This window comes from Kitasatospora sp. NPDC028961 (genome assembly GCF_055564815.1).
This window is the reverse complement of sequence record NZ_JBVHVO010000033.1, coordinates 63,430-85,794: the sequence shown is the minus strand read 5'-3', so window position 1 is coordinate 85,794 and position 22,365 is coordinate 63,430. Positions and strand designations below refer to the sequence as shown.

Genomic DNA, 22,365 nt, shown 5'->3' with positions numbered 1-22,365 from the left:
CCCGGTGGAGCGGATGATGCGGGACGCGAAGATCACGCAGATCTACGAGGGCACCAACCAGGTCCAGCGGATCGTGATGGCCCGCAACCTGCCGTAACGGCCGCGGGCGGGGTGCCGCGGGCACCCCGCCGCACACCTGGCCCGGCTGTTCGAAGCCGGTGCTATGTTCCGGGAATGAGCGAGAAGGAAGTGCAGGACCAGCCCATGAACGACGGTCCGCCGAAGCCGGCGATGCGTGAAGCGCTCGTCGCCGCCGCCTTCGAACTCTTCCTGGAGCGGGGCTTCGAACAGACCACGATCGACGACATCGTCTCGCTCGCCGGAGTCGGCCGGCGCTCCTTCTTCCGCTACTTCCCGGCCAAGGAGGACGTGGTCTTCCCCGACCACGAACGCAGCCTCGCCGAGATGACGGAGTTCCTGGAGTCGGGCACCGGCGAGGAGGACCCGGTCCGGCACGCCTGCGACGCCGCCCGCCTCGTCCTGCGGATGTACGCCGAGCAGCCGTCCTTCTCCGTCCAGCGCTACCGGCTCACCCGCAAGGTGCCCGGCCTGCGGGCGTACGAGCTGTCGGTGGTCTGGCGCTACGAGCACATGCTCGCGCACTACCTGCGCGGGCGCTTCGCCGCGCGGGCCGACGGGGCCCTGCGCGCCGACGTGATCGCGGCCGCGGTGGTCTCCGCGCACAACCACGCCCTGCGCACCTGGCTGCGCTCCGGTGGCGAGAGCGACTGGACCACCGAGGTGGACGCGGCGATGGCCTTCGTCACCGGCACCTGGAGCGACCGGCCGGCCGAGGCGGTGCCGGACGGCGAGGCGGACGACGTCGTGGTGCTGGTCGCCAGCCGCCGGGCGCCGCTCTGGCGGATGGTGCAGGGCATCGAGAGCGCGCTGGAGGAGTCCCGGCAGGTCCCGCAGGCCTGACGGGCCGCGGCCCCGGCGCGCGGCGCCGACCGCGGACCGACCCGGGCACCCCGCTCGTCCGTACGGCGCAACCCGCTCGGGGCGCGCCGCGCCGGAACGCCGACCACCGCGCGGGCGCCGGTACCGCGGGCGAGACTCGGTCCCAGGACGGGACCGGGCAGCGGCCGGCTCCGGTGAGCGCGAAGGAGCGGGCATGCCCGAGCAGACCGGTCGGCCCGTCGGCGGACCCGACGCCGTGCGCGCGGTACTGCTGAAGAAGGGCTACCTGGTCCTCCTGCTGATCTCGGCCGTCGTCGGCATCCCCGTCTCGCTCGCCGCGTTCGGCTTCGTCAGCCTGGAGCACGAACTCCAGCACTGGGTCTGGGAGAGCCTCCCGGACACCCTCGGCCTGGACCGGGCGCCCTGGTGGTGGCCGCTGCCCGCGCTGCTGCTCGCCGGCCTGCTGCTCGCCCCGATCGTCACCCGGCTGCCCGGCCGCGGCGGCCACGTCCCGGTGGACGGACTCGGCGGTCCGCCCACCCTCCCGATCGCCGTACCCGGCGTGGTGCTGGCGGCCCTGGCCTGTCTGCCGCTCGGCGTCGTGCTCGGTCCCGAGGCGCCGCTGATGGCCCTGGGCAGCGGCCTAGCACTGCTCGCCGTCCGGCCCGCCTGGCTGACCGCCAAGCCCCAACTGGGGCCCGTGCTGGGCGCGGCCGGCTCGGCGGCGGCGATCTCCACCATCTTCGGCAGTCCGCTGGTCGCCGCCGTGATGATCATCGAGGGCGCCGGCCTCGGCGGGCCGCAGCTGACGGCGCTGATCCTGCCGTGCCTGCTGGCGAGCGGCATCGGCGCGCTGGTGTTCACCGGCTTCGGCCACTGGACGGGGCTGTCGATCGGGGCCCTCTCGCTGCCCTCGGAGCCGGCGTCCGGCGTCCCGGACCCGGGTGACTTCCTCTGGGGGGTCCCGCTCGCGGTCGTGGTGGCGGCGATCTGCGTGACCGGCCGGCTCCTCGGCACCCGGGTCAAGGGGTACGTCACCGGCCTCCCGGACCGGCCCGCGCCGACCCGGCGGGCGACGGCCGTCCGGACGGTGCTCTGCGCCGTCGCCGTCGGCGCCTGCATCACCGCGTACGCGCTGCTCACCGGGCGCTCGCCGGAGGAGGCCGCGCTCTCCGGACAGGCCACCCTCGGCGAGCTGGCCGCCGATCCGGCGTCCTGGCCGGTCGGCGCGCTGCTGGCGCTGCTGGTCTGCAAGGCGCTCGGCTGGGGCATCGCGCTGGGCAGCCTGCGCGGTGGTCCGATCTTCCCGGCGCTCCTGATCGGCGCGACCCTCGGGATCGCCTGCGGGCCGCTGCCCGGTTTCGGCTTCGCCCCGGGGCTGGCGGCCGGCCTCGCCGCCTCCGCCGCCGCGGTCACCCGACTGCCGGTCACCAGCACCGTGCTCGCGTCGGCACTGCTCGGGGCCGACTCGGCGAACTCGATGCCGCTGCTGATCGTCGCCGCGGTGACGGCCTTCGTGGTCGCCGAGACGATCCACCGGGTCGGCCGCCGCCGGGCCGGGGCCGCGCCCGCCGGCGGGGCCCCGCCGGCGCGGCCGGCCGAAGGCTGACGGGCGCCCGCCCGCGCCCCGGGCCCCGTCGTCCATCCGGGTGAGCCCCGGATTCACCGGCCGAGACCTGGGCACTCTCGCTCCGTGACCACTTCTGCTCCCCGCCGCCGACGCCGCCGCTCGGCCGCCCCGCACCGGACGCCGGCTCCGGCGCACACCTTCGCCCCGAAGCACACCTCCGCCCCGGCCACCGTGCCGGGCCCGAGCGCGCCGGCCTCCTCGCGCGGGCCCGCGACCGCCACCGCGGCGCCGCGCTGCTGCGCGGTCTCCACCACCGAGCACCGCTCCCTCGGCGGGACCATCATCCGCACCCACCGCCACCACCCGGCCTGCCCGGTCTGGGCGGCCCGTTGAGGCGACCGAATCCGGTCGGCCGGCCGGTGCCGTTTGCTTGAATGACAGGGTGACGAGCAGCGCCGGATTCACCGAGGACGACCTGAGCGGCCTGGCCGGGCCGCGCTCCTTCGAACGGGGCCGGGGCTACCGGGACGCGGTCGCCGAACTCGACGTCGGGGCGGAGCGGTTCACCGCGGTCGTGAGCGGCACCGAGGCCTACGAGGTGGTGCTCGAACTCGACGCGGAGTACGGGCTTTCGGGCGAGTGCGACTGCCCCTACGGACTCGACGGCAACTTCTGCAAGCACTGTGTCGCGGTGGGCCTGGTGGTGCTGGAGAAGTGGCACGAGCTGCCCCGGCTCAAGGCCGAGGCGACGGCGCGGGCCGGCAGCCTGGAGTCCTGGCTGGGCTCGCGCTCGCGCGAGGACCTGCTGCTCCTGGTACGCGAGTTGATGGACGGCGACCGGACCCTGCGGCGTCGTCTGGAGCTCCGGGCCGCGACCGCGCAGGCCGATCCCGCCCAACTGCGCTCCCGGATCACCGATCTGCTCGCGGTGGGCCGCTTCAGCCGCTACGGGTACGTCGAGTACGCGGACGCCCAGGCGTACGCGCTCCAGGCCGGCGAGGCGGTGACCGCCGTCCGCGCGCTGACGGCGGAGGGGCAGGCCGGGCAGGCGATCGCCCTGGCGCGGGAGGCGATCCGGCTGCTCGGCCGGGCGTACGACCGGATCGACGACTCCGCCGGGTGCGTCGGCGGGGTCGCCGCCGATCTCGACGAGGCCCACCTGGAGGCCTGCCGGTCGGCGCCGCCGGACCGCACCGAGCTGGCCGACTGGCTGGTCGACCGGCTGCTGGGCGGCCACGACCACCTGGTGGAGGCGGAGCTGGCGGACTACCGCGACCTGCTGGGCGGGCCCGGTCTGCGCCGGGTCCGGGAGCGGGCGGAGGAGGCTGCCCGGCGCAGTCCCGCCGGCCGGGCCGAGAAGGACCTGATGAAGCAGCTGGCCAAGGCCGAACGCGCCCTCGCACGGGCGGCCGGCAAGGGCGTCCCGGGCCCGAGGCCGCCGGCCGGACCGGGCCCCGGCGTCCCCGGCCCGCCCGGGGACGCCCTGGAGGGGTACCGCCGCGCGATCGAGCGGCTCGGTCCGCTCACCGGCGACGCCCGCTACCGCGAGCTGGCCCGGCTGCTGCTGGAGGTCCGCTCCTGCCACCGGGCACTGGGGACGGAGCCGGCGTTCGCGGCCGAACTCGCGGCCCTGCGGGCCGACCACCGGCGCAAGCGCAACCTCCTGCGGATCCTGGACGAGCACGGCCTCTGACCAGCCATGGCGGCCGCTCCGGTCCGGCGGCGCGGGCGAGGCCCGGCGGCGGACGCACGGGGGGCGACCTCCCCGGCGGCGGTCGCGGAGATCTCACGCGGTGACCGCCCCGCGGGCCGGCTGGTCGGTCCCACCGTGCCCGGGAAACGCAGAAGACCCCTGATCAACAGGGGTCTTCGTTGGTGTCCGAGGGGGGACTTGAACCCCCACGCCCGATAAAGGGCACTAGCACCTCAAGCTAGCGCGTCTGCCATTCCGCCACCCGGACCGGGTGTTGTCTCCGCGGCCTCGTCGGCCGCGCTGACAGATGTAACTGTAGCAAAGATCGGCTTGCGCTCCCAAAACGGCCCCGGATCGTCTGGCAGGGGCGGTGACCTGGGCAAGGGGTGCTCTGTGGCGGGGGTGTGACCAGCGGATTTCGCCTCGGTTCCCGGGGGCCCGCGGGGTGGATACGGCTGGGGGCCTGGGGGAGGATGGGCGGACGTGCTCGTACGCCCGGGTGCAGGTCCCGGGGGTAAGGCGCCGGTGCGTCGGTGCGGGCCAGAGACGAGGAGTGACCGTGAGCGAGCGGAGCGAGTCGACGGCGGGGCGGGCGGCGGCGCCGAAGGTGACGGCCGAGTCGGAGGTCGCCGGGATCTGTCGCGACCTGATCCGGATCGACACCAGCAACTACGGCGACGGCTCGGGCCCGGGGGAGCGCAAGGCCGCCGAGTACGTCGCGGAGCAGCTCGCGGAGTTCGGCATCGAGCCGCAGATCTTCGAGTCCGCCAAGGGGCGGGCCTCGACGGTCGTCCGGATCGAGGGCGAGGACCGTTCGCGTCCGGGCCTGCTGATCCACGGGCACACCGACGTCGTGCCCGCCAACGCGGCGGACTGGACGTACGACCCGTTCTCCGGCGAGATCGCGGACGGCTGCGTCTGGGGGCGCGGCGCGGTGGACATGAAGGACATGGACGCGATGACGCTGGCCGTCGTGCGCGACCGGCTGCGGACCGGGCGCAAGCCCCCGCGGGACCTGGTGCTGGCCTTCGTGGCGGACGAGGAGGCGGGTGGCACCTACGGTGCCCGGTACCTGGTCGACAAGCACCCGGACCTCTTCGAAGGGGTGACCGAGGGCATCGGCGAGGTCGGCGGCTTCTCGTTCACCGTCAACGACCAGGTCCGGCTCTACCTGGTGGAGACGGCCGAGAAGGGCATGCACTGGATGCGGCTCACGGTCGAGGGCCGGGCCGGGCACGGGTCGATGGAGAACGACGACAACGCCATCACCGAGCTGTGCGAGGCGGTGGCCCGGCTCGGGCGGCACACCTTCCCGCTGCGGATCACCAAGACCGTCCGCGCCTTCCTGGACGAGCTGTCCGACGCGCTCGGCGTGCGGCTCGACCCGGAGAACATGGACGAGACGCTGCGGGTGCTGGGCGGCATCGCCAAGATGATCGGCACCACGCTGCGCAACACCGCCCAGCCGACGATGCTCGGCGCCGGCTACAAGGTCAACGTGATCCCCGGGCAGGCCACCGCCCACGTGGACGGGCGCTTCCTGCCCGGCTACGAGGAGGAGTTCCTGGCCGAGCTGGACAGTGTGCTCGGCCCGCGCGTGAAGCGCGAGAGCCTGCACTCGGACAAGGCGATCGAGACCAGCTTCGACGGCGCGCTGGTCGAGGCGATGCAGAGCGCCCTGCAGGCGGAGGACCCGATCGCGCGGGCCGTGCCGTACTGCCTGTCCGGCGGGACGGACGCCAAGTCGTTCCAGGACCTCGGCATCCGCTGCTTCGGCTTCGCGCCGCTGCAGCTGCCGCCGGAGCTGGACTTCGCCGGGATGTTCCACGGCGTGGACGAGCGGGTGCCGGTGGACGGGCTCAAGTTCGGCGTGCGGGTGCTGGACCGCTTCATCGACGCCTGCTGAGCGACCCTCCCGCCCGCGGGACGACGGCCCGCTCCCGGGGTTCCGGGGGCGGGCCGTCCGCATTGTCCGAGCTAATGATTTGGGACCGGGAAATGGAGATCGAGAGAAACGATTCTGCCGGTATCCAAGGATCAATCATCCGTGCGGGTCATCACCGTTGCGGGTGAATGGGGAAAAGGTTCCGTACCCCGTTTGCCACACCGTCGTTCACTCCTATGCAGCCCGCCGAACGGGTTGCGCTGCTCATACAGGAGGAATGATGAAGGTCAAGAAGATCGCCGCCGTTGCCGCCGCCACCAGTGGCCTGGTGCTGGCCGCCGCCGGTGTCGCGTCCGCCCACGGCGGCGCCGCCGCCAACGGTGTGGCGGCCGGCTCCCCGGGCGTGGTCGCGGGCAACCAGGTTCAGATTCCCGTGCACATCCCGGTGAACCTCTGCGGCAACACCGTCAGCGTGATCGGCGTGCTGAACCCGGCGTTCGGCAACCACTGCGCCAACTTCTAAGGCGCCCGCGCGCTGAGCGCACGATGACCGGATGACCGGTCGACGGGTCGACCGGCCGGTGGGGCACCGGCCGACAGGTCGACGGGCCGATCACCGGAACGACTCACTTGGCCCCCGGGTGGCGGACGCGCCCCCCGGGGGCGCTTGTGCGTCCGGACACGGCCGGGAATCGGGGGGCCGTCAGCCTGTTGTCGTGCCTCACTCGATCAGGTGAATAGGGTTCTTTCAGCTCAACCTCGCCGCTTGCGCCTCGTTGTCTCCTGTGCACTCGAAGACCTTTCCCGTTCGTCGGAAATTCCGACTTTCGGATAGGTCATCACGTCGTCTCGATACGTCAGGGGAAAATATGAGGAATGTAGCCAAGAAGGGGCTCCTCACGGCCGTGGCCACCGGCAGTGTCCTGGCCTCGACCGCCGGCTACGCCTACGCGGGCGCCGAGGCGCAGGGGGGCGCCGCCGGTTCGCCGGGCGTGGCCTCCGGCAACTCGGTGCAGGTACCGGTCGAGGTGCCGATCAACGCCTGCGGCAACACCGTCGATGTGATCGGCGTGCTGAACCCGGCGTACGGCAACCACTGCGCCAACGTCAGCGGGCACTCCGGCGGCGGCCACAGCACCTCGGGGTCGTCCGCCTCCGGTGCGGCGGCGGGCTCGCCCGGCGTGGTCTCCGGCAACAGCGTCCAGGCGCCCGTGCACGTCCCGGTCAACGCCTGCGGCAACTCGGTCGACGTGGTCGGCGTCGGCAACCCGGCCTTCGGGAACGCCTGTGGGAACGAGGGCTCGTCGGTGGCCACCACCCCGCCCGCCAAGCCGGACGAGGACTGCCCCGAGGAGCACGGCCCGCACAACCCGCCGCCGCCCACCGGTCAGCCGTCCACACCGCCGTCGCACCCGGGCGGCGGTGAGACCACGCCCGGCAACCCCCGGACGGGCAGCCCGTCCGCCACCACCCCGGCGGCGCCCGGTGCGACCACTCCCGCGATGACCACCGCGGCCGGCGGCCAGAGCGGTCAGGCCGTGCCGGCATCGGCGCGCACCGCCGCTCCCGAGGCGGCCGGCAGCCAGCTGGCCTCGACCGGTGCGGGCGGCACCGAGCTGCTCGGCGCGGCCGGCCTCGCCCTGCTGCTCGGCGGCGGCGTGCTCTACCGCCGCGCCCGCGCCGGCGCGCGCTGAGCGTCGACCACCTGCCCGGCGTCGACCACGTGCCCGGCCGGTCGCTCCCGCCCGGGGCGGCGGGGCGAACGCCGGAGCGGGCTCCGGCCTGAGTGGGCGGCCGTGCCGCCGCGGCACCCCGGGCCGGACCCCCGGTGCGCGGCGGCACGGCGGTGAGCGCCGCGCGAGCCCGGGTGTGGACGCGTGGTGCCCGCAGCCGTCCGTCCCACGGACGGCCGCGGGCACCACAGACGGACAGCTCCGGACCGGCGGGAGCGCACACGCCGACCACCCGCTCGGCCACGCAGCGTGAACGGTGGCACCGGGCCGGGTCGTGCGCGACGCCCCGGCCCGAGGAGGCGTGCGGAGGCGGCAGCCCGTACCGGTCAGCGGGAGGGGCCCGTCACCAGCTCCGCACCTGCCGGATGATTCGCCGCCGCAGCAGCACCGTCCGGCTACCGTCCGGGAACAGCCGCAGCCTGTCCAGCTCCCAATGCCCGTATTCGGCATGGTCGGTGAGCAGCTGGCGCGCCGCGTTGCGGGAGGTACCGCGCGGCATGCGCAGCGACTGGTACTCGTACTCCGGCTGCCGGACCGGCTTCGGTGAAGTCAAAACGCTCCTCCTGAGGGACACCTGCGAGCAAGCCTACGGCCTGCCTCCGACAACGGGCCCGGGTATTTTCGGCCGCCCTCCCGGCGGGGCCCCGCCCGTACTCCTGACAGCTCATCAGTTCCGTTCCCGCTGTGGACGGGATACCCCGATCAGGGCCCGTGGAAGCGGCACGCGGGCGGCCCCGCAGTGCCGGATCCGCGCGCTCCGCGCGGGCGTGCGCGGGTACAGAACCACGCGGATCGGACATCAGGGGGGAAGTTGCGGTGAAATCGCGGGTGTAGGTGACAACCGCTGTGCGTACCGACACCGAGGGGAGATAGCGTCTGCACCATGTCTGATGCCGCGCAGCCCACCATTGCCGAGGTACGCGCCGCCGCCGAGGCGGTCAAGGCCGCCATCGACCGTCATCTGGAAGCGGTGTCAAGCCCCAGCGCAGCGGACGATCCCGCTGTGTTCACCGCCTACGAGCAGCTCGCGACGGCGGCCATCGCCTACGACCAACTCCTCTACGAGGTCTACGACGAGGTCACCCCGTTCGAGGTCCCCGGCGACGAGGGACCGGGCGGGTACAACGGCCCCGAGCAGCCCGAGGCGATCAGCGTCCTGATCCGCCGCGACTACCACGTGGTCGATCCGAAGCGGCTGCGCGCCCAGGCCGAGCGGCTGGACGACTCGCTGACCCCGGGCGGGGGCGGGTCGGGCGAGGTGAACGCCGCGATCGGTGTGCTGTTCGGCGAGTACGAGCCGGACGAGATCGCCGCCCGGAGCGAGGAGTTCGGCCTGGAGGAGGGCGACTCCACGCTCTGGGTCGCCGCCGCCGAGCCGACCGAGCCGGGGGAGTGGCTGCCGGAGCCCTTCGAGCACGCGGACCCGCAGCTGCTGATCTGCCGGTTCGACGTCAGCGAGGTCTACGACGACGAGGACCCGGACGAGTGACCTGAGCTCCGCCACCGGCCGCTCCGCCGCCCCGCCTGCCCGGGGCGGCGGAGCGGGACGCCGGGGCGGGGAGGACGGCCCGGGCCCCGCAGCTCCCGGCCGGCTGATCGAACGCTTCTGCGAGCGCATGGTTTCGGACATTCCCGTCGGCCCCCGGGGTCGCCACCCCGGGGGCCCTCCCGGCCGCGTGGCGCGGCCGTCAGGACGTGGCGCCGAAATCCACGTCCTCGGTGCCCACCGTGCCGCCCGTCCGGCCGGGTGCCGTCTGGTACGTCCAGTACAGGTTGGTGTGGGCGATGACCTGGGCCGGCGGCGGCGCGCCCCAGGCGGTCTGGTCCTCGGTGGTGTGGGCATCCGCGACCAGGACCGCGTCGTAGCCCCGGACGAGGGCGCCGTGCAGCGTCGAGCGGATGCACTGGTCGGTCTGCGCGCCGGCGACGACGAGCCGGCCGACGCCGAGGTCCGCCAGCACGGTCTCCAGCTCGGTGTCCTCGAAGGAGTCGCCGTAGGTCTTCCCGACCAGCGGCTCGGTGTCGCCCGGCGTCAGCTCGGGGACGATCCGCCAGCCGTCGCTCCCCGGCTCCAGGTCCGGGTCGGAGTGCTGGACCCAGACGACGGGGACCTTCTCGTGGCGGGCCTTCGTGACCAGGCGGCCGATGTTGGCGACGACGGCGTCGCGCTCGTGCGCTTCCTCGACGACGCCGTTCTGCACGTCGACGACGAGCAGCGCGGTCCGCGGACGGCCTTCGAGTGTGGTCATGCTCTCCCCTTGCTCGTACCCGGCCACGGTGGTGGCCCCGGAGCACGCTAGACCCACCCTCCGACAGCGGACCGGCCCCGGCACCGAGGAGGGACCGGCCCGGTCCCCCCTCGGCGCCCGCGCGCTAGGGGGTGTTGCCGAGTCCCGCCGGGTTCGCGCGCGACTCGGCGGGACTCGGCAACACCCCTCAGTACGCCTGGGCGGCGTTCTCCGCGAGGATCGCCCGCAGCCGGGTGGTGCGCGGCGCGGCCGGGCGTTCGGCGACGGCCTGGGGCAGGGCCGGGCCGGCCGCGTGGACCACGGAGAGGTGGCGCTCGCCGCGGCCGAACGCGGTGTAGACCCACTGGCGGGTGAGGGCCGCGCCCGCGTCCTCGGGGAGGACGACGACCGCGCCCGGCCAGCGGCGGCCGACCGCCTGGTGGACGGTCAGCGCCCAGCCGTGCCGCAGCCGGCCGGCCTCGGCCGGCGGGACGCTGCGGCGCGAGCCGTCCGGGTACTCCAGGTGCAGGCCGGTGGCGTCGCCGTCGAGCACCCGGGCGGGGCGGACGACACCGGGGGCGGGGGAGTCCACCACGCGGTCGCCCGGGTCGAAGCCGCCGAAGCGGCCCGGGCCGGGGTTGAGGGCGGCCTTGGCGGCGGCGTTCAGCGCCCGGGTGCCGGCCGGGCCGCCGTGGCCGGGGGTCAGCAGCACCACCTGCTCGGCGGGGATGCCGAGCGCGCGCGGGATGGAGTCGGTGAGCAGTTGGATGGCGCGGTGGACGGCCTCGCCGCCGTCCTTGGCGGTCAGGATGACCACCTCCTTGTCCGGCGCCTCGACCGGCTGCAGCTCGCCGATGCCGATGCCGGAGACCAGTTCGCCGATCGGACCGAAGTCCGGGGTGCGGGAGGCCACGGAGGGGCAGACCTTGGCGGTCAGCAGGTCGGCGAAGAACCGGCCCGGCCCGGCCGACCAGAGCTGGCCCGGGTCGCCGCTCAGGACCAGCCGGGTGCCGTCGGCGAGCGACTCCAGCAGGGTCGCGGCCAGCTCCACGTCCAGCAGCGGGGCGTCCAGCACGACGAGGACGTCGAGGGCGAGCGTGCCGTCCGAGGACCGGCCGGGGCCGGCCGTGCCGGACAGCAGCTCGGCCAGGGTGGCGGCGGGCAGCGGCTCGTCGGCCGGCCCGGCGAGGGCGTCCCGGCCCTGCTCGGTCCAGGTGGCGGCCCAGGCGCGCAGACCGAGGCCGGCGGCGGCGCGGACCAGCGCGACCGGCTCGGCGCGGGCGGCCTCGCCACCGGTGTGGGTGACCAGGGCGCTCTCCGCGGCGGCCCGGATCAGGGCGGTCGCCGAGGAGGACGGCGCCGCGGCGGCGGCCGCCTCCCAGGCGGCCGGGCCGGGGGCGGCGGGCGTACCGGGAGCGTCGGCGCCGCCGGCCGGGCCCTCGACGGCCGGGCTCTCGTCGGCGCCCTCGGCGGCCGGGTCTTCGGTGGCGTCCTCGGCGGAGGGGTCCCCGGCCGGGTCTTCGGAGGCGCCCTCGGTGGCGTCCTCGTCGGCCGGCGCGTCCGCCGCCGGAGCGGGCTCGGCCTCCTCGCGGCTCCCGCCCTCGCCGCCGTCCGCCTCGGCCGGTTCGTTCACCTCGCCGGACCCGTCCACGCCGGGGACGAAGGTCGACATCAGCCGGACCAGGCCGTCGGCCAGGCTCTCCTCCGCCAGGGCCAGCCGCTCCAGTGCGAGCACGGTGCGGGTCGGCGGCTCGTCGTCCTCGTCGCCGCCGGTGGAGTGCGCCTCGGCGCCGGTCAGCTCCTCCTGGAAGGGCATCGCCCGGCCGTCGACCACGGCCGACTGCAGCGCGGCGGCGGCGTCCGGCAGGCCGAGGCGGTCCAGCCCGGCCGTCACCTCGCCGATCTCCACGGCGGAGTGGCCGCGCAGGGCGGCCTGCTCCAGCAGCCAGGGCACCAGCGCCTGGGCCCGGCGGGGGTCGCCCGGGCCGGCGGCGGGGCCGAGCAGCCCGCGGGCGAAGCCGTCGGCGTGCTCGGGGCGGACGCCGGGCAGGGTCAGCACGGCCCACGGGTCGGCGCGCAGCTCCTCGGCGGCGCCGTCACCGAAGGTGGCCACGGCGGCGGGCGCGAGGTCGGTGGGCGCACCGCCGGCGGCCAGCACCTCGGCGGTGGCCCGCAGGGCCTCCGCGCGCTGCTCGTCGGTCTCGGCCTGGTACCGGGAGGGGCGGGCGGCGGCCGGTGCCGCGGCCGGGGCGGCCTCACCCGCCGCGGCGGCGCCGCCCGCCGGGGCGTCCGAACCGCCGGCGGCGCCCGGGACGCGCGGGGTGTTCCCGGAGGCCGGCGCGCCCGGGCGGGCCGACTGCTGCCCGACCACCCGGATCGCCTCCGCCAGCGCCGCGACGGCGGCCGCCTTGTCGGCGCCGTCCGTCCCCGGGGCCGCCGGGGACTCCTGCGGAGCGCCGTTCTCCGTGTCACTCATCGTTCGCTCCAAAAGATCACTCCACTGCTGGGGCGCCGGCCGCTCCGCGCCCGGAGCGGCCGCCGCTCGCGGCCGCCACGGGCGGCGCGCGGGGTCGGGCCCGACCGTGCCGGGGCCGAGCCGGCCCGCGTCGGGCCGGGGCATCACGTCCGTCGTCGGCCGTCAACCCTCAGTGTGTCGGTCGTCGGTCGTCGAGATCCGGCCTGTCCGGCGGCGGCGCGAGCCCTAGAGCTCGGTCCACCCCTGGTCCGGATAGCGGTGGACCGGCGACGAGATGTCGTCGAGCGCACCACGGATCTCACCCGGAAGCGTAAGCGCCTCGACTGACAGTGCCGACTGCAGCTGTGCCACCGTGCGTGCCCCGACCAGCGCGCTCGCCACCCCCGGCCGGTCCCGAACCCAGGCGAGCGCCACCGCGAGCGGGCTGCTGGCCAGCCCGTCGGCGGCGGTGGCGACGGCGTCCACGATCCGCCGCGAGCGCTCCCCGAGGTAGGGCTGGACGAAGCCGGACAGGTACGGCGAGGCGCCGCGCGAGTCCTGCGGGACGCCGTGCCGGTACTTGCCGGTGAGTACGCCGCGGCCGAGCGGCGAGGAGGCGAGCAGCCCGACGCCCGCCTCCCGGGCGGCGGGCAGCGCCTCCCGTTCGAGGCCGCGCTGGAGCAGCGAGTACTCCAGCTGCGCACCGGCCAGCGGCACCCGGCCGTGGTGGGCGCGCTGCCAGGTGGCGGCGCGGGCGAGCTGCCAGCCGCTGTAGTCGCAGACGCCGACGTACCGGGCGCGCCCGGAGGTGACGGCGATGTCCAGGGCGCTGAGCGTCTCCTCGACCGGGGTCGCCGGGTCGAAGGCGTGCACCTGCCAGAGGTCGACGTAGTCGGTGCCCAGCCGGCGCAGCGAGGCGTCGAGGGCGGCGAGCAGGTGGCCGCGCGAGCCGTCGAAGCGGCGGGCGGAGTCGGGGACGCTGCCCGCCTTGGTGGCGATGACCAGGTCGGAGCGGGGGATCAGGTTGTCGGTCAGCCGGGAGAGCAGGTACTCGGCGCCGCCGTCACCGTAGACGTCGGCGGTGTCGACCAGGTTGCCGCCCGCGTCGACGAACTCCTTGAGCTGCTCGGCGGCCTCGTGCTCGTCGGTGTCGCGGCCCCAGGTCATGGTTCCGAGGCCGAGCCGGGAGACCTGCAGCCCGGTACGGCCGAGGTGACGCTTTTCCATCGGACGGGCCCTCCACTGGCCGACAACACCGCTGATACCGCTGATACCGCTGAAACCACTCGTCCTGCTGAACCCCCCGGAACCGCTCGCGCCCCCGGCGCCGCCGGTGCCGCCCGCGCCCGGGCCGCTCACCCCGTCCGCGCGGGCCCGGCAAACGCGCAGGTGGGGAGAGGCGTCCCCACGTCGGCTGAGCGTAGCGGCCGGTGCCCGGGCAGATGCGCAGACCCGCAGAACGATCAGCACCCGGGTGGCGGGTCCGAATGTGGCCCAGCCCACAGCTACCGGCCAGTAGCATGTCCGCCGGACGTGCGGTTACCCTCACGGACAACCCGACTGGAAGGCATGGCAGATGCGACTCGGTATCAACCTCGGCTACTGGGGCCTCGGCATGGACGCCGACAACATCGCCGTCGCCCAGGAGGCGGACCGGCTCGGCTACTCGGTCTGCTGGGCCGCCGAGGCCTACGGCTCGGACGCGGCCACCGTGCTGTCGTACGTCGCCGCCAAGACGGAGCGGATCGACGTCGGCTCGGCCATCTTCCAGATCCCGGCCCGCACGCCGGCGATGACCGCGATGACGGCGGCCACCCTGGACACCCTCTCGGGCGGGCGGTTCCGGCTCGGGCTCGGGGTCTCCGGCCCGCAGGTCTCCGAGGGCTGGTACGGCGTGAAGTTCGACAAGCCGCTGGCCCGCACCCGCGAGTACGTGGAGATCATCCGAAAGGCGATGTCCCGCGAGCGGCTGGTCCACGAAGGCGCGAACTGGACGCTGCCGCTGCCCGGCGGGCCCGGCAAGCCGATCAAGCTCACCGTGCACCCGGTGCGCGAGCACATCCCGCTGTACATCGCCGCGATCGGGCCGAAGAACCTGGAGCAGACCGGCGAGATCGCCGACGGCTGGCTCGGCATCTTCTTCGCGCCCGAGCAGGCCGCGCTCTCCCTCGACCCGCTGCGGGCCGGCCGGGCCAAGGCCGGGAAGACCCTGGACGAGGGCTTCGACCTCTGCCCGACCGTCACCATCGCGGTCGGCGAGGACATCGAGGCCGGGGTCGACGCCCAGCGTTCCTACGCCGCGCTCTACATCGGCGGCATGGGCAGCAAGGAGAAGAACTTCTACAACCAGCTCGCCCGGCGGATGGGCTACGAGCAGGCGGCCGACGAGATCCAGGAGAAGTACCTGGCCAGGGACTACGAGGGCGCCGCGGCGGCCGTGCCGCACGACCTGATCGACGCCACCTCGCTGGTCGGCGACACCGCCCGGATCGCGGACCGGATGCAGGCGTACGCCGACGCGGGCGTCACCACGCTGACCCTGGCGCCGGCCGGCTTCAGCCTGGAGGAGCGGGTCCGGGCGCTGCGCACCGGCGTCGAGGCGATGGAGCGCGCCGGACTGGCCTGATCCGGCGGCGCGGGGGGCACGGGCCGGCCGCTCCGTGTCCCCCCGCGCCCCGCGTACGGACGGACGGACCGGGCCTACAGCCAGTCGTGCCGCTTGAACACCCGGTGCAGCACCAGGCAGACCAGCACCATCAGCGCCACCGCCGCCGGGTACCCCCAGACCTGGTGGAGTTCGGGCATGTGGTCGAAGTTCATCCCGTACACGCCCGCGATCATGGTCGGCACGGCGGCCAGCGCGGCCCACGCCGAGATCTTCCGCATGTCGTTGTTCTGCTGCACGCTGACCTGCGCGAGGTTGGCGCTGAGGATGTCGGAGAGCAGCCGGTCCATGCCCTCGACCTGGTCGTTGGCCTTGGCGAGGTGGTCGGCGACGTCCCGCAGGTACGGCAGCGCCTCGGGGCGGACGAACGGCACGCCGCCGCGCTCCAGCCGCAGCATCGGGTCCAGCAGCGGGCCGGTGGCCCGGCGGACGGTCACCAGCTGGCGCTTGTAGCCGTAGATCCGGCCGGCGGTGTCACGGCCGACCCGGTTGGGGGCGAACACGTCGGCCTCCAGCTCGTCGAGGTCGGCCTGGAGCCCGACGGCGACGTCGACGTACCCGTCCACCACGGTGTCGCAGACCGAGTGCAGGACGGCGCTCGGCCCGTACCTCAGCACCTCCGGCTGGGCCTCCAGCTCCGCCCGGAGCCCGCCGAGCGGGCTGTCGGCGCCGTGCCGGACCGTCATCACGAAGTCCTCGCCGACGAACATCATCACCTCGCCGCTGGTCACCGCGTGCCCGCCCGGGTGGTAGCCCAGCGTCTTGAGCGAGACGAACAGCGAGCCCTGGTAGACCTCCACCTTCGGGCGCTGACGGGCGCTGACGGCGTCCTCGACGGCCAGCGGGTGCAGCGAGAACTCCTCGCTGACCCGGTCGAGTTCCTCGACGGTGGGTTCGAAGAGGCCTATCCAGACGAAACTGCCCTTGCCGGCCGCCCGCGCGGCGGCGAGGGCGCCGGTGTGGTCCTCGGGCGCCTCGATCCGGCGGCCGTCGCGGTAGATGGCACAGTGGACGATCATCGGGCCATTGTGGCCCCTCGGCGGGAGCGGTGGCGGCACAACGCCTCGCTCTGCACGGGCGCTCCACACGACCCGGCCCCTCCGCCGCGCCGCCGGTCCGCCGCTCGCCCGCGACCCGCCGCCGCGACCCCCACCCGTCGCCCGCGACCCGGCCGGGAGGCCGTACGCTGGGCTCCATGCCCACGCTGCTGCTCGTCCGTCACGGCCGGTCCACCGCGAACACCGCCGGAATCCTGGCCGGTTGGACACCCGGCGTGGATCTCGACGACACCGGGCGCGAGCAGGCCGCCGCGCTGGCCGGCCGGCTCGCCGCGATCCCGGTGGCGCAGGTCGTCAGCAGCCCGCTGGAGCGCTGCCGGCAGACCGTGGAGCCGCTGCTCGCGGTCCGCCCCGAGCTCGGCGCGGCAGCCGAGGACGAGCGCCTCGGCGAGTGCCACTACGGCGACTGGACCGGCCGCCCGCTGTCCGAGCTGGCCAAGGAGCCGCTCTGGCGCACCGTCCAGGACCACGCGGCCGCCGCCGCCTTCCCCGGGGGCGAGTCGCTGCGCGAGCTGAGCCACCGCACGGTCGACGCGGTCCGCGAGTGGAACGCCAAGGTCGCCGCCGAGCACGGCGAGGACGCGGTCTGGGTCGCGTGCTCGCACGGTGACGTGATCAAGGCGGTGGTGGCCGACGCGCTCGGCCTGCACCTCGACCACTTCCAGCGGATCTCCGTCGAGCCCTGCTCGGTCACCGCGATCCGCTACACCCCGCAGCGCCCCTTCGTGCTGAGAATGGGCGACACCGGCGACCTCTCCTCGCTCGCGCCGAAGCCGGGCGCCGGCGGCCACGGCGACCGGGGCGGCGACGCGACGCCGGCCGGGGACGCGGTGGTCGGCGGCACCGCCTGACCGACCCGCCCCGGCGCCGGCACCCGCGCCGGCTGCCGTCGCCGCGGACCGGCCCCGACCGGCGCGGACCCCGGCGGACCCGCCCCGGGTCACCGGCTCGGCTCCCCGGGCCGGGCCCGGAGGTCGTAGGGTGACTAGCGAGCCTGCCGGGACCGGCCCACCGGTGTCCGGGCGGGCGGTGGCGCCCGGACGGTCCGGCTGTCCGAGCGCCCCGCACCACAGGCAGACGACACACACCCGTCAGACGTACGACTACGCGACACCCACGCAACACCCGACATACGACGATCGAAACGATCCGGAGCGAGAGCGTGCCCCGTCAGGTCTTCTTCTACGACCAGCCCGAACGGTTCGTCGCCGGCACCGTCGGCCAGCCCGGCGCCCGGGCGTTCTACCTGCAGGCCAGCGCCCGGGGGCGGATCACCAGCGTGCTGCTGGAGAAGACCCAGGTCGCCGCGCTCGCCGAGCGGATCGAGGAGGTCCTCGACGAGGCCCTGCGGCGCAGCGGCGGCGACTCCGCGATCCCCGCCGCCGCCCCGGTGGACCTGCTCGACACCGCCCCGCTGGACCTGCCGCTGGAGCAGGAGTTCCGGGTCGGCACGATGGCCCTGGCCTGGGACAGCATCGACAGCTGCCTGGTGGTCGAGGCACAGGCGGTGATCGAGGAGGACGAGGGCGAGGACGCCGCCGAGGCGGTCTTCGAGGACGACGAGAACGGCCCGGACATGCTGCGGGTGCGGCTCTCCGGCGCGATGGCCCGGGTGTTCGCCAAGCGCGCGCTGGACCTCGTCTCGGCCGGTCGCAAGCCCTGCCCGTTCTGCAACCTGCCGCTCGACCCGGAGGGCCACCTGTGCCCGCGCGCGAACGGGTACCGGCGCTGAACACCGAGACCCCACCGCAGGCGGACCCGGCGGCCGGCGCCGCCCTGGCCGCCGACGTGCCGACCGCGCTGCGCCTGCTGCGCGAGGGCGGGCTGACCGTCCACGGCCGGCTGACCGACGCCTCCAACGCCGCGCTCTACTGCAGCGTCACGCTGGACGGCCCGCAGGGGCTGACCGCCCAGGCCGTCTACAAGCCGGTGGCCGGCGAGCGCCCGCTCTGGGACTTCCCGGACGGCACGCTGGCCGGCCGCGAGGTCGCCGCGTACGAGCTGGCCGCCGCCACCGGCTGGGCGCCGATCCCGCCCACCGTGCTGCGCGACGGTCCGCACGGGCCCGGCATGGTGCAGCTCTGGGTGGAGCCCGACCCGGAGGCGGACCCGCTGCTGGCCCTCCAGGACCCGCGCGGACCCGAGGACGGCTGGCTGCCGATCGTGCGCGCCGACGTCGGTGACGGCCGCACCGCGCTGCTGGTCCACCCGGACGACGAGCGGCTGCGCCGGCTCGCCGTGCTGGACGCGGTGCTCAACAACGCCGACCGCAAGGGCGGTCATCTGATCGCCGCCGCCGACGGCCGGATCTACGGCATCGACCACGGCGTCACCTTCAACACCGAGGGCAAGCTGCGCACGCTGCTCTGGGGCTGGGCCGGTCAGCCGCTGCCGCAGGACGCGCTGGCGGTGCTGGGCGGCCTCGCCGAGCAGCTGGACGGCGCGCTCGGCGAGCGGCTCGCCCCGCACCTGACCGCCGCCGAACTGGGTGCCACCCGCGCCCGGGTGGCCGAGCTGCTCGGCACCGGCCGCCACCCGCTGCCCTCGCAGGACTGGCCGTCCATCCCCTGGCCGCCGATCTGACCCGCACCGCCCCGCGCGGGGCCGGACCGGCGCCCGCCCGGGGCGCCGACCTGCCGTCCCTGGAGCAATGGTCTGGACCGGTGCGGCGGTTCGGCCGCAGACTGCTCCGATGGACGAGCGACGGACCACCCCCCACCTGGACCTGCCGCTGCATCGCTTACAGGTCCCGCTGCCGCACCTGCTCCCGTTCGCGATCGGCAGCTTCGACGCCATCGGCCCGCTCTCCCGGGCCGCCTTCCCCCACCGGCACTCCTTCTACGAGATCGTCTACGTCACCGGCGGCCGCGGCGCCCACGTCCTGGACCTGGTCCACCGGACGCTGCAGCCGCCGCAGTTGTGCGTGATCGTGCCCGGACAGGTGCACTACTGGGCCGACGCCGACGATCTGACCGGGCAGGTGGTGCTCTTCAACGAGGACTTCCTGCTCTCCCGCCCCGACGACCTCGCCGCGCTCCGCGGCCTCTCCTCCCGGCCGGCCCTGTCCCTGGGCGAACACGCCGGGCCGATCGCCGCCCTGCTGGCCGACATGGAGCAGGAGTACCGGGCGCTGCCGTCCGGCTACCTGGGCGTGCTGCGGGCCAGCCTGCACATCCTGATCGTCCGGGCGCTGCGTGCCTGCGCGCCCGGCCCGGGCCCGGCGGTGCCCGGGCGGGGGAGCGAACTGGCCACCGCCTTCACCCGGTTGATCGCCGACCCGGGCGGGCTGCACCGCTCGGTGGCCTCCTGCGCCCAGGAGCTGGGCCTGTCGCCCGGCCATCTGCAGACGCTGGTGAAGCAGGCCACCGGCTGCACACCCGGCCGGCTGATCCGCCAGCAGCAGACGCTGGAGGCGAAACGGCTGCTGGCCTCCACCGAGCTGACGATCCGTCAGGTCGCCCGGGAGGCGGGGTTCGCCGATCCGGCGTACTTCTGCCGCTTCTTCCGGCGGGAGACCGGGATGACGCCGGGGGAGTTCCGGGCCGGGGTCGGAGGAAATCACCACGATCCCCGGATCACGTCCATCGCGGCGGTCCCGGGCGCCCCGTAGGTTGGCTGCTGGCCGCCGGTGACCGGCCCGTACGGAACGGGTGGGCCGCCGGCCCGGTCCTTGTCATGCCCCCACCATGACAAGGGCCGCCCCACCTCCCCCCACACCCCCCAGTGAAGGAGTCGGCGCATGCCAGCGTCCCAAGAGCCCACCGGGCCGGAGGGCCTGATCGACCGCCGGATCAGCCGCAAGACCGTCCTCAAGGCGGCCGCCGTCCTCAGTGCCACCCCGCTGCTGATCGGCGGCGGTGTCGCACTGGCCCGCGACCGGGTCGGCACCGGCGAGGCACCCGGCCTCACCCCCGCCTGCCACGACGGCGACGAGCCGACGATCGAGCAGACCGAGGGCCCCTACTTCAAGCCGAACTCCCCGCTGCGGACGTCGCTGATCACCGACAGCACCCCCGGCACCCGGCTCACCGTGAGCGGCTACGTCTTCGGCCGGGCCTGCCTGCCGATCGCGAACGTCCTGCTCGACTTCTGGCAGGCCGACGTCAACGGCGCCTACGACAACACCGGCTTCGCCTTCCGCGGCCACCAGTTCACCAATGCCCAGGGCGCGTTCACCCTCACCACCATCGTGCCGGGCCTTTACCCGGGCCGCACCCGGCACATCCACGTCAAGCTCCAGGCGCCCGGCCGCCCGGTGCTCACCACCCAGCTCTACTTCCCCGGCGAGCCGCGCAACAGCACCGACACCATCTACGACGCGCGGCTGCTGATGAACGTCCGCCAGGTCGGCTCGGCGAAGGAGGGCACCTACGACTTCGTCCTGAACGTGCCGCAGACCCCCACCACGCCGCCGACCAGTCCGAACCCCACCACGCCCACCACCGCACCCCCGACCTCCCCGCCCGGCGGCTCCTGGACCGCCGGGACGCTCTACAACGCGGGCGACCGCGTCACCTACGCCGGCGCCTCCTACCGTTGCCTCCAGGGGCACACCGCCATCACCGGCTGGGAGCCGCCGAACGTGCCGGCCCTCTGGCAGCGGTCGTAGCGGCTCCGACCGCGTCCCCCAGGGGCCGGGCGCCCGGTCGGCGGCAGGGCCGACCGGGCGCTCATCCGCGCGCCCGGAAACCGCCCCCGTACCGGGCGGACCACGTCGGGAGCCGGTCCCTATCAGTCCGGAACCGCTCAGGCAACGTCGGAAACCGAATCAAGTCGATCTTGTGTACTGGTTAGGCTTTCAAATGTTCGCGCGGTTAAAGTGATTCCCATGCATGCCTGGCCCGCCTCCGAGGTTCCCGCCCTGCCTGGTCAGGGGCTCCCCCTTCGTATTCACGACACCGCCGCGGGCGGTATCCGCGAGGTCGTCCCGCAGGACGGCACCGCCCGGATCTACGTCTGCGGCATCACCCCCTACGACGCGACCCACATGGGCCACGCCGCCACGTACAACGCGTTCGACCTGGTGCAGCGCGTCTGGAAGGACGCCGGCCACGACGTCCTGTACGTCCAGAACGTCACCGACGTCGACGACCCGCTGCTGGCGCGGGCGATCGAGACCGGCCAGGACTGGGTGGCCCTCGCCGAGCGCGAGACCGCGCTCTTCCGCGAGGACATGACCGCCCTGCGGCTGCTCCCGCCGGCCCACTACATCGGTGCCGTCGAGTCGATCCCGTGGATCGTCCCGCTGGTCCAGAAGCTGCTGGCGAGCGGCGCCGCCTACAAGGTGGACGAGGACATCTACTTCTCGGTCGAGTCGGAGCCGCACTTCGGCGAGGTCTCCGGCCTGACCCGGGAGGCCATGCGCCCGCTCTTCGCCGAGCGCGGCGGCGACCCGGACCGCCCCGGCAAGCGCCACCCGCTGGACGCCCTGCTCTGGCTCGCGGCCCGCCCGGGCGAGCCCGCCTGGGACACCGAGCTCGGGCACGGCCGCCCCGGCTGGCACATCGAGTGCGTCGCGATCGCCCTGCGGTTCCTGGGCATGTCCTTCGACATCCAGGGCGGCGGCAGCGACCTCTCCTTCCCGCACCACGAGATGGGCGCCGCGCACGCCCAGGTCGCCACCGGCGGCCACCCGTACGCCCAGGCGTACGTGCACGCGGGCATGGTCGGGCTGGACGGGCACAAGATGTCCAAGTCCCGCGGCAACCTGGTCTTCGTCTCGGCGCTGCGCCGCGAGGGCGTCGACCCGGCGGCGATCCGCCTCGCGCTGCTCTCGCACCACTACCGCGAGGACTGGGAGTGGACCAAGGCCACCCTGGACGAGGCCGTCGAGCGCCTCGCCCGCTGGCGTGCCGCGGTCTCCCGCCCGGACGGCCCGCCGGCCGAGGCGCTGCTGGCCGAGGTCCGGGAGGCGCTCGCGCGCGACCTGGACGCGCCCGCGGCGCTGGCCGCGGTCGACCGCTGGGCGGCCGGCCAGGAGGCCGACGGCGGCACCGACATCGGTGCGCCCGGCCTGGTCTCCCGCACGGTGGACGCGCTGCTCGGCATCGCGCTGTAGGACGGCGAACGCCGGAGGGGGGCGGGGACGAGGTGTGTCGAGGAGCCCCGGGGGTTCCGTGGGAGCGGGGGTGAGCGCCCTCTCTTTTGTTCTGGATTTCCCCGTATGACGGGGTTTTGG

At 74.7% G+C, this 22,365-nt stretch carries 21 protein-coding genes and 1 tRNA gene; 16 read left to right on the top strand and 6 right to left on the bottom strand.

All coding sequences use genetic code 11. The annotated features are described in order from the left end of the window. From ACZ4UX_RS33375 to ACZ4UX_RS33355, 5 genes are all read left to right on the top strand, one after another. Positions 1 to 97 (top strand): acyl-CoA dehydrogenase family protein (locus ACZ4UX_RS33375; protein ID WP_157849844.1); only part of this gene is annotated, 97 nt, incomplete at its 5' end. A gap of 77 nt (positions 98 to 174) precedes the next feature. Continuing rightward, complete coding sequence (locus ACZ4UX_RS33370) at positions 175 to 921, top strand: TetR family transcriptional regulator (RefSeq protein ID WP_465709362.1); 747 nt, start codon at positions 175 to 177, stop codon at positions 919 to 921. A 193-nt stretch (positions 922 to 1,114) separates the two neighbouring features. Then, entirely contained in the window at positions 1,115 to 2,509 is a 1,395-nt protein-coding gene (locus ACZ4UX_RS33365; RefSeq protein WP_465709361.1) for a chloride channel protein, read from the top strand. Positions 2,510 to 2,593: 84 nt separating this feature from the next. Further along, a complete protein-coding gene (locus ACZ4UX_RS33360; protein WP_359811348.1) occupies positions 2,594 to 2,863 on the top strand; it encodes a hypothetical protein in 270 nt (89 codons plus the stop codon). A gap of 49 nt (positions 2,864 to 2,912) precedes the next feature. Beyond that, entirely contained in the window at positions 2,913 to 4,163 is a 1,251-nt protein-coding gene (locus tag ACZ4UX_RS33355) for an SWIM zinc finger family protein (RefSeq protein WP_465709359.1), read from the top strand. Positions 4,164 to 4,343: 180 nt separating this feature from the next. On the opposite strand, the gene ACZ4UX_RS33350 is transcribed toward ACZ4UX_RS33355, so the two are convergent. Next, positions 4,344 to 4,431: transfer RNA gene (locus ACZ4UX_RS33350), tRNA-Leu, on the bottom strand. A gap of 291 nt (positions 4,432 to 4,722) precedes the next feature. On the opposite strand from ACZ4UX_RS33350, the gene ACZ4UX_RS33345 reads away from it, so the two are divergent. From ACZ4UX_RS33345 to ACZ4UX_RS33335, 3 genes are all read left to right on the top strand, one after another. Continuing rightward, positions 4,723 to 6,069 carry a M20/M25/M40 family metallo-hydrolase gene (locus ACZ4UX_RS33345; RefSeq protein WP_329486963.1) on the top strand — a complete coding sequence of 449 codons (1,347 nt, stop codon included), beginning with the start codon at positions 4,723 to 4,725 and terminating at the stop codon, positions 6,067 to 6,069. 259 nt (positions 6,070 to 6,328) lie between these two features. Then, a complete protein-coding gene (locus ACZ4UX_RS33340; protein WP_380393546.1) occupies positions 6,329 to 6,571 on the top strand; it encodes a chaplin in 243 nt (80 codons plus the stop codon). A gap of 346 nt (positions 6,572 to 6,917) precedes the next feature. Continuing rightward, positions 6,918 to 7,742 (top strand): chaplin, encoded by an 825-nt coding sequence (locus tag ACZ4UX_RS33335; RefSeq protein ID WP_465709358.1) that lies wholly within the window; start codon positions 6,918 to 6,920, stop codon positions 7,740 to 7,742. 382 nt (positions 7,743 to 8,124) lie between these two features. Here ACZ4UX_RS33335 and ACZ4UX_RS33330 read toward each other — a convergent pair whose 3' ends face one another. Then, a complete protein-coding gene (locus ACZ4UX_RS33330; RefSeq protein WP_329486960.1) occupies positions 8,125 to 8,334 on the bottom strand; it encodes a DUF5703 family protein in 210 nt (69 codons plus the stop codon). Positions 8,335 to 8,664: 330 nt separating this feature from the next. Here ACZ4UX_RS33330 and ACZ4UX_RS33325 point away from each other — a divergent pair, with 330 nt between their 5' ends. Continuing rightward, positions 8,665 to 9,270 (top strand): hypothetical protein, encoded by a 606-nt coding sequence (locus ACZ4UX_RS33325; protein ID WP_329486959.1) that lies wholly within the window; start codon positions 8,665 to 8,667, stop codon positions 9,268 to 9,270. Between the two features lie 199 nt (positions 9,271 to 9,469). Here the strand turns inward: ACZ4UX_RS33325 and ACZ4UX_RS33320 are convergent, their stop codons facing one another. The 3 genes from ACZ4UX_RS33320 to ACZ4UX_RS33310 form a co-directional block, all read right to left on the bottom strand. Continuing rightward, a complete protein-coding gene (locus tag ACZ4UX_RS33320) occupies positions 9,470 to 10,030 on the bottom strand; it encodes a cysteine hydrolase family protein (RefSeq protein ID WP_352297229.1) in 561 nt (186 codons plus the stop codon). Between the two features lie 187 nt (positions 10,031 to 10,217). Then, complete coding sequence (locus ACZ4UX_RS33315) at positions 10,218 to 12,485, bottom strand: helix-hairpin-helix domain-containing protein (protein WP_465709357.1); 2,268 nt, start codon at positions 12,483 to 12,485, stop codon at positions 10,218 to 10,220. Positions 12,486 to 12,710: 225 nt separating this feature from the next. Next, positions 12,711 to 13,691 (bottom strand): aldo/keto reductase, encoded by a 981-nt coding sequence (locus tag ACZ4UX_RS33310; RefSeq protein ID WP_329486955.1) that lies wholly within the window; start codon positions 13,689 to 13,691, stop codon positions 12,711 to 12,713. Between the two features lie 349 nt (positions 13,692 to 14,040). Here ACZ4UX_RS33310 and ACZ4UX_RS33305 point away from each other — a divergent pair, with 349 nt between their 5' ends. Continuing rightward, positions 14,041 to 15,090, top strand: coding sequence for an LLM class F420-dependent oxidoreductase (locus tag ACZ4UX_RS33305; protein WP_352297224.1), 1,050 nt, complete (start codon positions 14,041 to 14,043; stop codon positions 15,088 to 15,090). A gap of 74 nt (positions 15,091 to 15,164) precedes the next feature. On the opposite strand, the gene ACZ4UX_RS33300 is transcribed toward ACZ4UX_RS33305, so the two are convergent. Then, positions 15,165 to 16,148, bottom strand: a complete 984-nt coding sequence (locus ACZ4UX_RS33300; RefSeq protein WP_465709356.1) for a magnesium and cobalt transport protein CorA — start codon at positions 16,146 to 16,148, stop codon at positions 15,165 to 15,167. A gap of 176 nt (positions 16,149 to 16,324) precedes the next feature. Between ACZ4UX_RS33300 and ACZ4UX_RS33295 the strand changes: the two genes are divergently transcribed. From ACZ4UX_RS33295 to mshC, 6 genes are all read left to right on the top strand, one after another. After that, a complete protein-coding gene (locus tag ACZ4UX_RS33295; RefSeq protein WP_359811332.1) occupies positions 16,325 to 17,038 on the top strand; it encodes a histidine phosphatase family protein in 714 nt (237 codons plus the stop codon). Between the two features lie 311 nt (positions 17,039 to 17,349). After that, complete coding sequence (locus tag ACZ4UX_RS33290) at positions 17,350 to 17,919, top strand: DUF3090 domain-containing protein (protein ID WP_329486951.1); 570 nt, start codon at positions 17,350 to 17,352, stop codon at positions 17,917 to 17,919. Next, positions 17,889 to 18,770 (top strand): SCO1664 family protein, encoded by an 882-nt coding sequence (locus ACZ4UX_RS33285; RefSeq protein WP_465609862.1) that lies wholly within the window; start codon positions 17,889 to 17,891, stop codon positions 18,768 to 18,770. The genes ACZ4UX_RS33290 and ACZ4UX_RS33285 overlap by 31 nt, the downstream gene beginning before the upstream one ends. A 109-nt stretch (positions 18,771 to 18,879) precedes the next feature. Next, positions 18,880 to 19,797, top strand: coding sequence for a helix-turn-helix domain-containing protein (locus tag ACZ4UX_RS33280; RefSeq protein ID WP_352297214.1), 918 nt, complete (start codon positions 18,880 to 18,882; stop codon positions 19,795 to 19,797). 129 nt (positions 19,798 to 19,926) lie between these two features. After that, positions 19,927 to 20,796, top strand: coding sequence for a dioxygenase family protein (locus ACZ4UX_RS33275; RefSeq protein WP_329486949.1), 870 nt, complete (start codon positions 19,927 to 19,929; stop codon positions 20,794 to 20,796). A 219-nt stretch (positions 20,797 to 21,015) separates the two neighbouring features. After that, the gene (mshC, locus tag ACZ4UX_RS33270; protein WP_359811325.1) at positions 21,016 to 22,245 is read left to right on the top strand and encodes a cysteine--1-D-myo-inosityl 2-amino-2-deoxy-alpha-D-glucopyranoside ligase; all 1,230 of its coding nucleotides are present in this window, start codon (positions 21,016 to 21,018) and stop codon (positions 22,243 to 22,245) included. The last annotated feature ends 120 nt before the right edge of the window (positions 22,246 to 22,365 follow it).

Excerpts from the sequence above, each read along its gene's own strand:
- ACZ4UX_RS33295 (WP_359811332.1), top strand. The coding sequence starts at position 16,325 with ATGCCCACGCTGCTGCTCGTCCGTCACGGCCGGTCCACCGCGAACACC.
- ACZ4UX_RS33280 (WP_352297214.1), top strand. The coding sequence starts at position 18,880 with ATGGACGAGCGACGGACCACCCCCCACCTGGACCTGCCGCTGCATCGC.
- ACZ4UX_RS33340 (WP_380393546.1), top strand. The coding sequence starts at position 6,329 with ATGAAGGTCAAGAAGATCGCCGCCGTTGCCGCCGCCACCAGTGGCCTG.
- ACZ4UX_RS33310 (WP_329486955.1), bottom strand. The coding sequence starts at position 13,691 with ATGGAAAAGCGTCACCTCGGCCGTACCGGGCTGCAGGTCTCCCGGCTC.
- ACZ4UX_RS33315 (WP_465709357.1), bottom strand. The coding sequence starts at position 12,485 with ATGAGTGACACGGAGAACGGCGCTCCGCAGGAGTCCCCGGCGGCCCCG.
- ACZ4UX_RS33320 (WP_352297229.1), bottom strand. The coding sequence starts at position 10,030 with ATGACCACACTCGAAGGCCGTCCGCGGACCGCGCTGCTCGTCGTCGAC.
- ACZ4UX_RS33275 (WP_329486949.1), top strand. The coding sequence starts at position 19,927 with ATGCCAGCGTCCCAAGAGCCCACCGGGCCGGAGGGCCTGATCGACCGC.
- ACZ4UX_RS33370 (WP_465709362.1), top strand. The coding sequence starts at position 175 with ATGAGCGAGAAGGAAGTGCAGGACCAGCCCATGAACGACGGTCCGCCG.
- ACZ4UX_RS33300 (WP_465709356.1), bottom strand. The coding sequence starts at position 16,148 with ATGATCGTCCACTGTGCCATCTACCGCGACGGCCGCCGGATCGAGGCG.
- ACZ4UX_RS33335 (WP_465709358.1), top strand. The coding sequence starts at position 6,918 with ATGAGGAATGTAGCCAAGAAGGGGCTCCTCACGGCCGTGGCCACCGGC.
- ACZ4UX_RS33325 (WP_329486959.1), top strand. The coding sequence starts at position 8,665 with ATGTCTGATGCCGCGCAGCCCACCATTGCCGAGGTACGCGCCGCCGCC.
- ACZ4UX_RS33365 (WP_465709361.1), top strand. The coding sequence starts at position 1,115 with ATGCCCGAGCAGACCGGTCGGCCCGTCGGCGGACCCGACGCCGTGCGC.
- mshC (WP_359811325.1), top strand. The coding sequence starts at position 21,016 with ATGCATGCCTGGCCCGCCTCCGAGGTTCCCGCCCTGCCTGGTCAGGGG.
- ACZ4UX_RS33305 (WP_352297224.1), top strand. The coding sequence starts at position 14,041 with ATGCGACTCGGTATCAACCTCGGCTACTGGGGCCTCGGCATGGACGCC.